This is a genomic window from Oceanicella sp. (assembly GCF_056449545.1).
Genome location: NZ_JBWOMN010000135.1, coordinates 1 through 8,318 on the forward strand (window position 1 = coordinate 1; position 8,318 = coordinate 8,318).

The 8,318-nt window shown below is 71.5% G+C and carries 7 protein-coding genes; all 7 read right to left on the bottom strand.

Annotated features, from left to right (window positions below):
* Positions 1-1,052 (bottom strand): cell division protein FtsZ (gene ftsZ, locus AC1HC7_RS16990; RefSeq protein ID WP_479499256.1); only part of this gene is annotated, 1,052 nt, incomplete at its 3' end.
* Positions 1,053-1,206: 154 nt separating this feature from the next.
* Entirely contained in the window at positions 1,207-2,565 is a 1,359-nt protein-coding gene (gene ftsA / locus AC1HC7_RS16995) for a cell division protein FtsA (RefSeq protein WP_479495291.1), read from the bottom strand.
* Positions 2,562-3,578, bottom strand: coding sequence for a cell division protein FtsQ/DivIB (locus AC1HC7_RS17000; protein WP_479495290.1), 1,017 nt, complete (start codon positions 3,576-3,578; stop codon positions 2,562-2,564). Before AC1HC7_RS17000 ends, ftsA begins: the two co-directional genes overlap by 4 nt.
* Positions 3,566-4,483 (bottom strand): D-alanine--D-alanine ligase, encoded by a 918-nt coding sequence (locus tag AC1HC7_RS17005; RefSeq protein ID WP_479495289.1) that lies wholly within the window; start codon positions 4,481-4,483, stop codon positions 3,566-3,568. The genes AC1HC7_RS17000 and AC1HC7_RS17005 overlap by 13 nt, the downstream gene beginning before the upstream one ends.
* A gap of 206 nt (positions 4,484-4,689) precedes the next feature.
* Positions 4,690-5,667 carry a UDP-N-acetylmuramate dehydrogenase gene (murB, locus tag AC1HC7_RS17010; RefSeq protein ID WP_479495288.1) on the bottom strand — a complete coding sequence of 326 codons (978 nt, stop codon included), beginning with the start codon at positions 5,665-5,667 and terminating at the stop codon, positions 4,690-4,692.
* Between the two features lie 10 nt (positions 5,668-5,677).
* On the bottom strand, positions 5,678-7,123 hold the full coding sequence (murC, locus tag AC1HC7_RS17015; protein ID WP_479495287.1) for a UDP-N-acetylmuramate--L-alanine ligase: 1,446 nt from the start codon (positions 7,121-7,123) through the stop codon (positions 5,678-5,680).
* Positions 7,120-8,235 carry a UDP-N-acetylglucosamine--N-acetylmuramyl-(pentapeptide) pyrophosphoryl-undecaprenol N-acetylglucosamine transferase gene (locus AC1HC7_RS17020; protein ID WP_479495286.1) on the bottom strand — a complete coding sequence of 372 codons (1,116 nt, stop codon included), beginning with the start codon at positions 8,233-8,235 and terminating at the stop codon, positions 7,120-7,122. Before AC1HC7_RS17020 ends, murC begins: the two co-directional genes overlap by 4 nt.
* Positions 8,236-8,318 lie beyond the last annotated feature (83 nt).

The window sequence follows — 8,318 nt, forward strand, 5'->3', positions numbered from 1 at the left end:
GGCGCGGCGGGCTCGGGCGCCGGCTCCACCATCAGCGGCGCGGCGGTGGCGGCGGCGCGCGGCGCGTCGGCGCTGTTGCGCGCGTCGGCGGCGTCGATGCCGGTGGCCACCACCGACACCCGCATCACGCCCTCGGTTTCAGGGTCCAGCGTCGAACCGACGATGATGTTGGCGTCGGGGTCCACCTCCTGACGGATGCGGTTGGCGGCCTCGTCCAGTTCGAACAGCGTCAGGTCGTAGCCGCCGGTGATGTTGATCAGCACGCCCTTGGCGCCCTTCAGGCTGATCTCGTCGAGCAGCGGGTTGGCGATGGCCTTTTCCGCGGCCTGCACCGCGCGGTCATCGCCCTCGGCCTCGCCGGTGCCCATCATCGCCTTGCCCATCTCGTCCATCACCGAACGCACGTCGGCGAAGTCGAGATTGATGATCCCCGGGCGCACCATCAGGTCGGTGACGCCCTTGACGCCCTGATACAGCACGTCGTCGGCCAGCATGAAGGCCTCGGCGAAGGTGGTGCGTTCATTGGCGATGCGGAACAGATTCTGGTTGGGGATGATGATCAGCGTGTCGACGACGCGCTGCAATTCCTCGACCCCGGCCTCGGCCTGGCGCATGCGCTTGGCGCCCTCGAACTGGAACGGCTTGGTGACCACGCCCACGGTCAGCACGCCCATCTCGCGGGCGGCGCGCGCGATCACCGGCGCGGCCCCGGTGCCGGTGCCCCCGCCCATGCCCGCGGTGATGAAGCACATATGCGCGCCCGACAGGTGTTCGATGATCTCCTCGATCGATTCCTCGGCCGCCGCGCCCCCGACCTCGGGCTTGGCGCCGGCGCCGAGCCCCTGGGTGATGCCGGCGCCAAGCTGGATGCGGCGCGTCGATTTCGACTGCTGCAACGCCTGCGCGTCGGTGTTGGCGACGACGAATTCGGCGCCTTCCAGCGCCTTGTCGATCATGTTGTTGACCGCATTGCCCCCGGCGCCCCCGACGCCGAAAACGGTGATGCGCGGACGCAGTTCGGTCTGCTCCGGCATGACGAGATTGAGTGACATGTGATCCGCCTGTTTGTTGGTTTTCTACTGCTCGGTGGTGTTTTTTGTCTTGGCTCTTGTCTTGGCGTCTGGTTGCGCAGCCTAGCCGATGCCTCGGCGCCGGTCACGCGGAAAACTGTTCATTCGTCTCGCCCACCCCGCTGCTTGCCCCGCCTCAGAAATTGTCCCGGAACCAGCGCACGGCGCGTTTCAGCCGCGTGCCGCCGGTCAGCGCCAGCGGCGCCTCGAAATCCCAGAATTCATCATTGGGGCGCACCGCGTAGGCGGCCAGCCCGACGATGGCCGAAAACGCCGTGCCGGTGGCCGCCTGCGGCAGGCCCGATATCCGCAGCGGGCGCCCGACCCGCACCCTTTGCCCCAGAACCCGGCGGGCCACGTCCTCGAGCCCCGGCATCTGGCTGGCCCCGCCGGTGAGCACGATGCGCCGCGAGGGCAGGCCCTCGAACCCGGCCCGGTCCAGCAGCGCGCGCACCTCCTCGAAAGTTTCCTCCAGCCGCGGGCGGATGACCCCGATCAGCGCCGAGCGCGAAATCCGCCGGTCCTCGTCCCCCGCCGCGCCGATGCGCGGCGCGGCGATCAGATCGCGGTCGTCCATGCCGGTGGCCAGCATGCCGCCATGCAGGGTCTTTATGCGTTCCGCATCGGCGAAGGATATGGAAAACGCCTCGGAGATGTCGCGGGTCACATGCGCGCCGCCGACCCGCACCGAATCCGCATAGATCAGCTGCTTGCGCAGGAAGATCGACAGCGAGGTCGACCCCGCCCCCATGTCCACGCAGGCGGCGCCCAGTTCCTGTTCGTCCTCGACCAGGCTCGCCAGCCCCGCCGCATAGGGGGCGCTGACCGCCCCCGCCAGTTCCAGATCGCAGCGCTTCACGCAGCGCGCCAGGTTGCGCAGCGGCCCCGAGGCGACGGACAGCACATGCATGTCCACCGACAGGTTTTCTCCGGTCATGCCCCGGGGGTCGTTCAGGAAACTGGCGCCGTCCAGGGTGAAGTTCACCGGCAGGGCGTGCAGGATCTCGCGCCCCTCCTCCAGCGGCGGTTCGGGACAGGCGGCCAGCGCGTTGGCGACGTCCGCCTCGGTCACCTCGCCGTCCATGACCTCCACGTCGGCGGTGGCGCCGAAGCTCACCGGGCGCCCGCCGGACACCAGGCCGATCACCTGATCGACCCGCACCCCGGCCATCTTCTCGGCCGATTGCAGCGCCGTGCGAATGGCGCATTCGGTCTCCTCCATGTCGGTGATCTCGCCAAGCCGCACGCCGCGCGACTGGGTGATCCCGGCGCCGATGACGCGCAGCGCCCCGAAGCCGCCCAGATTGCCCGGCGCGGCGCGATCGGCCCCGCCGACGCCCCGGAGGTCGGCGGCAAGCTTGGCCGGGTCGATGCGCACGATGAAGCAGGCGGTCTTGGAGGTGCCGATGTCGATCATCCCGAGCAGCCCCCGCCGCAAGGCCGAGCGCAGATGCTCGCGCATGTATCTCTGACCGTCGAACGCGCCGTTTCTCATGCGTCTTCTCCCTGCGTTCCGGCGCGCAAACGCAGCAACTCGGTGAGCGCCCGCGGATGCAGGCGCAAGGTGGGGCGGGCGGGATCGCGCAGATCCAGCACCGCGATGTCGCGGTCCAGCAGGTCCTCGGCGCGGTCCAGCGCCAGCGCGCGGGCCAGCGCCGATTCCGGGGCCTCGGCGGGCAGGTAGATCACCTGATCCGGGACCGGCGGGGCCTCGCCCGGATCGGCGCCCCCGGCCACGGCGATGGCGGTTTCCCTCGCCCCCGGGCCGGTCAGCACCACGTCCCAGCGCCGGTCGCCGACGCGGACCAGCGCGCGCAGCCGGTCGCGCAGCGGCGCGGCGCGGCGATGCAGCGCCAGCGCCTCGGGCACCGCGCGGTTGGCCCCGGCGCCGACGATCAGCGGCAGATCGGCGCGGGCGGCGCGCCGCGCCACCGGGGCGATCACCACGCCCTCGCGATCCACCAGATGCAGCTGCCCCTCCCAGCGCCACAGCGCCGCGGGCACGCGTTCGACCACCGCCACGCGCAGGGCGCCGGCGGCGGTGACGTTGACCTTGGCCTCGGCGACGCCGGGGGCGGCCTCCACCTCCCGGCGCAGGGCGTCGAGATCCAGATCCAGCGACGAGACCGGGGCGCGGAACCCGATGCGCTCGGCGATCAGGGCGCGCAGCTGCGCCCCGCCGCCCGTGACCTCAAGCCGGGTCACGGCGAATTCCGGGCGTTCGACCAGCGCCGCGCGAAGGCTTTGCAGCTGCGCCTCGGCGGCGGTCCACAGCGCGTCCTGCCCCCAGGCCCAGGCCCCCAGCAGCAGCCCCGCCAGCGGCAGCGCCAGCCGCCGCGCGGCGAAACGCACCGAGGCCCGGCGCAGCAGCCGGTCCAGTCGGTAGCGCCAGCGCGAAGGCGACGGATCGCGCCGCCGCGCCGCCTGCAGCGCGCGTCCCCGCGCCAGCGGCGCCGGGGCGCGGATATCGGCGCGCAGCGCCGGCTTGTCGGAGTTCAGCGCTGACATGAGGCGTCCTCCACCATCCAGCGCAGCAGCGCCTCGAAATCCACGCCCATATGCGCCGCCTGCTCGGGGGCCAGCGAGGTCGCGGTCATGCCCGGCTGGGTGTTGGTCTCCAGCAGGAACAGCCCGGCGCGCCCGCGGGTCTCGTCCCATCGCAGATCGGTGCGGCTGAGGCCCCGGCAGCCCAGCGCCGCATGGGCGCGCCGGGCGCAGTCGAGGCAGGCGTCGAAGATCTCGGCCGGAATGTCGGCGGGCAGCAGATGGGTGGAGCCGCCCGCGGAATACTTCGCCTCGTAATCGTACCAGCCGGTGGCGGAGATGATGTCGGTGACGGTCAGCGCCCGGTCGCCCATCACCGCGACGGTCAGTTCGCGCCCCGGCACGAAGCGTTCGGCCATCACCGTTTCGGGCATGTCGGGGGACAGTTTCGCCGGGCCGTCGGCGCCCTCGCCGACGATGTAGATGCCCACCGACGAGCCCTCGTTATAGGGTTTCACCACGTAGGGCGGGTCCATGGGATGGGCGCGCATGGCGGCGTCGCGGCCCACCAGCAGGCTTGGCGCCACCGGCAGCCCGGCGGCCTGGAACACCTGCTTGGCGCGGATCTTGTCCATGGCCAATGCCGAGGCCATGACCCCGGAATGCGTATACGGGATGCGCCGCCATTCCAGCAGGCCCTGCACGCAGCCGTCTTCGCCCCAGCGCCCGTGCAGGGCGTTGAACGCGACATCGGGGGCCGCCTCGCGCAGCCGCGCGTCGAGGTCGTCCCCGGCGTCGATTTCCTCGACCCGGTAGCCTGCTGCGCGCAACGCCTCGGCGCAGGCCGCGCCTGAATCGAGAGACACCTCCCGTTCAGCCGACAAGCCGCCCTTCAGGACCGCTACGCGGGTGGATGCCCTGCTCGACATGCCCGCCTCGTCCGTTGGCGCCGGAGATTTGCCTGATCCGGCGCCGATTTGTTGTTTTGCGCCGGTTTTTCCCGGTCGCCCGTCTGGTGCCGCCGCGCAAGCCACCCCGGGGTTCCCCCCCAAGCCGCCCCGGGGTTCCCCCGAGCCGCGCCCGTCGCCGCGTCGCCATCATCGTTAATTCCTAGAGCGGAGTGGTTACCGGATCATTAATATGAACAATTTCCGGCCTCATCCCGCACGATCGGAATCCCGATGCGGCGTATCTCCCACTCTAGCGAGATTCCGCTGCAATCCAAAACCCTTTTTCGGACTTCCTCGCCCAGCGATTCAAGGTCGGCGGCGCTGGCGCCCCCGGCGTTGAGCAGGAAATTCGCGTGTTGCGGCGACATCTGCGCGCCGCCCAGCCGCAGCCCCCGGCAGCCGGCGTCGTCGATCAGCTTCCAGGCTTTCAGCTCATGGCTGTCATCCGCCCGCCCGGTCGATGAAAACCCCGCCGGATTGCGAAAGGTCGATCCGCAGGACCGCGCCCCGACCGGTTGGCTTTGCGCGCGTTTTTCAACGTATTCGGCCATGCGCGCCTCGATCGCCGCGGGCGTGTCGGGGCGGCCCTGCAGCAGCGCCTCGACCAGCGTCATGTCGTCGGGCAGGGCCGAGCTGCGATAGCCAAAGCCGATATCGTCGCGGGTCAGGCGATGCACCCGGCCCTGCCGGTCGACGCCCGTGGCCTCGATCAGCGCGTCAGCCATGTAGGCGCCGTAGCAGCCGGCGTTCATGCGAACGGCGCCGCCGATCGCCCCGGGGATGGTGCGCAGGAATTCCAGCCCCGCCAGCCCCGCCGCCGCCGCCGCCTTTGCAACCCGCGAATCGAGCGCCGCGGCGCCGACCCGCAGGCGGTCGCCCTCGACGTCGACGCCGCCAAAGCCGCGCCCGAGCCGGATCGCCGCCCCCGCCAGCCCGCCGTCGCGGATGATCAGATTGGAACACAGCCCCAGCGGCGTCACCGCGACGTCGCGCGGCAATGCGGCAAGAAAATCCGCCAGATCGGCGCGATCGGCGGGCGAGAACAGCACCTCGGCCGGGCCGCCCACCCGCAGCCATGACAGGTCGGCCAGCGGCCGCATGGGGGTGATCCGCCCGCGCGCCGCGGGCAGCCGCGCCGCCAGCGCCGCGCCGTCGAGCCTCACGCCCGGGCGCTCACGCCAAAGCCGCCAGATCGCCGGGCAGCGCGTGGGCCCAGTGGGTGATCGACCCGGCGCCCAGACACACCACCATGTCCCCCGGTTCGGCGTGTTCGGCGATCAGCGCCGCCAGTGATTCAGGATTTTCCAACGCCACGGCGCTGCGATGGCCATGGGCCAGCAGCCCGGCCACCAGCCCGTCGCGATCGGCGCCCTCGACGGGGTCCTCGCCGGCGGCGTAGACCTCGGCGATCACCACCATGTCGGCTTCGTTGAAGCACAGGCAGAAATCCTCGAACAGCGAATGCAGGCGCGAAGGGCGATGGGGCTGATGCACCGCGATCACCTTGCCCTTCGTCGCCTGGCGGGCCGCCTTCAGCACCGCCGCGATCTCCACCGGATGGTGGCCGTAATCGTCGATCACCGTCACCCGGTTCCAGTCGCCGACCCGGGTGAAGCGCCGGCTGACCCCGCCGAACCCGGCCAGCGCGTCGCGGATGGCGTCGTCGGGCAGCTTCAGCTCCAGCGCCACGGCGATCGCGGCCAGTGCGTTCTGCACGTTGTGATCGCCGGGCATGGGCAGCGACAGCCCCTCGATGCGCCGCTCGCCGACCCCGCGCGCGTCGCGCAGGCGGGCGATCACGTCGAAATGCGCGATGCCGTTGTCGTAGCGCAGATTGACCCCGCAGACATCCGCCTGCAGCGAGAATCCATAGGTGATGATGCGCCGGTCATCGACCCGCCCCACAAGGCTCTGCACCTCGGGGTGATCGATGCAGCAGATCGCCGCGCCGTAGAAGGGCAGATTGGACACGAACTGGTCGAACGCCGCGCGGATGCCGTCGAAATCGCCGTAGTGATCCAGATGCTCGGGGTCGATATTGGTGACGATGGCGATGGTCGCCGGCAGCCTGACGAACGTGCCGTCGGATTCGTCGGCCTCGACCACCATCCATTCCCCGGCGCCCATGCGCGCGTTCGACCCGTAGGCGTGGATGATGCCGCCGTTGATCACCGTCGGATCGACCCCGCCCGCGTCGAGCAGCGCCGCCACCAGCGAGGTGGTCGTGGTCTTGCCATGGGTGCCCGCCACCGCGACGTTGGATCGCAGCCGCATCAGCTCGGCCAGCATCTCGGCGCGGCGCACCACCGGCAGCCCGCGCAGGCGGGCGGCGTCGAGTTCGGCGTTGCCCCGCTTGATGGCCGAGGAAATCACCACCACCTCGGCCCCGGCCAGATTGTCGGCGCTCTGCCCGATCGCCACCCTTGCGCCCAGCTTGCGCAGCCGCGCCACGATCGGGCTTTCGCGCAGGTCCGAGCCCTGCACGTCATAGCCGAGATTGAGCATCACCTCGGCGATGCCGCTCATGCCGATGCCGCCGATGCCCACGAAATGGATGGCGCCGATGTCCTGGGGCAGCCGGGTGCCGGACTTTTTTCTTGTCTTTATCCTGACGCTCACGAGCCGGACTCCCTGATCTGCGCGACGCTCTCCACCAGATCGGCGAGCCGCGCGCCCGCGTCGGGCAGCCCCAGCGCGCTTGCCGCCGCCGCCATGGCCGCCGCGCGAACCGGATCGGAGAGGATCGCGCGGATATGCTCCGACAGCGCCGCCGCCGTCAAGTCGTCTTCGCGCGCCAGCGCCGCCGCGCCGGCCTCGGCCAGCGGGCGGGCGTTGGCGCTTTGGTGGTCGTCCATGGCGCTGGGATAGGGCACGAGGATCGAGGGCCGTCCGATCGCCGTCAATTCGGCCACCGAGGACGCCCCCGCCCGGCTGACCACAAGATGCGCGCCGGCGATGCGCGCCGGCATGTCGGCGAAGAACGGCGCGATCTCGGCCTCCACGCCGATCCGCGCATAGGCGGCGCGCACCGCGTCCTGCTCGGCCTCGCGCGCCTGCTGGGTGACGCAAAGGCGCGCGCGCATGTCGTCGGGCAGCAGCGCCGCCGCCGCGGGGACCAGCCGCGCGAACACGCTGGCCCCCTGGGATCCGCCGAAGACCAGCAGCCGCAGCGCCTTGCCGTCGGGCGGGGCGCCGGGGGGCGCGTAGGGCGCGACCGCCGCCAGCGCCGCGTCGCGCAGCGGGTTGCCGATGCGCTTCAACACCGCCCCTTCGGGCGCATTGACCAGCGGCCAGGTTCCGCAGGCCACCGCCGCCACGCGCCGCGCGAACAGCCGGTTGACCCGGCCGAGCACGCCGTTCTGCTCATGAATCAGTCGCGGCCGCCCGGTCAGCAGCGCGCCCGACAGCGCCGGCAGCGACGGATAGCCGCCGAACCCGGCCACCGCCGCCGGGCGGGCGCGCAGAAACCAGCCGACGGTCCCGGCGATCCCGGCGGCGATCGACAGCGGCGCGATCAGCCTGGCCAGCGCGCCGCCCCGCGCGAACGTCGCGGCGCGGGTCTCGCGGCGCTCCACCGCCGCGGGAAAGCCGCCCGCATAGCGGGCGCCGCGCGCGTCGGTGCTCAGCGCCACCCGCCAGCCGCGGCGCAGCATCTCCTGCGCCAGCGCCTGAGCGGGAAACATGTGCCCGCCGGTCCCCCCGGCGGCGATCACCAGCAACGGCGCGGTCATGGTCTCCTCGAAAATCTCGACGCCGGGCCGGACACGGCATCAGGCGCGCGGCGGTCGCGCGGGGCGGCGGGGTGGGCGGGCGG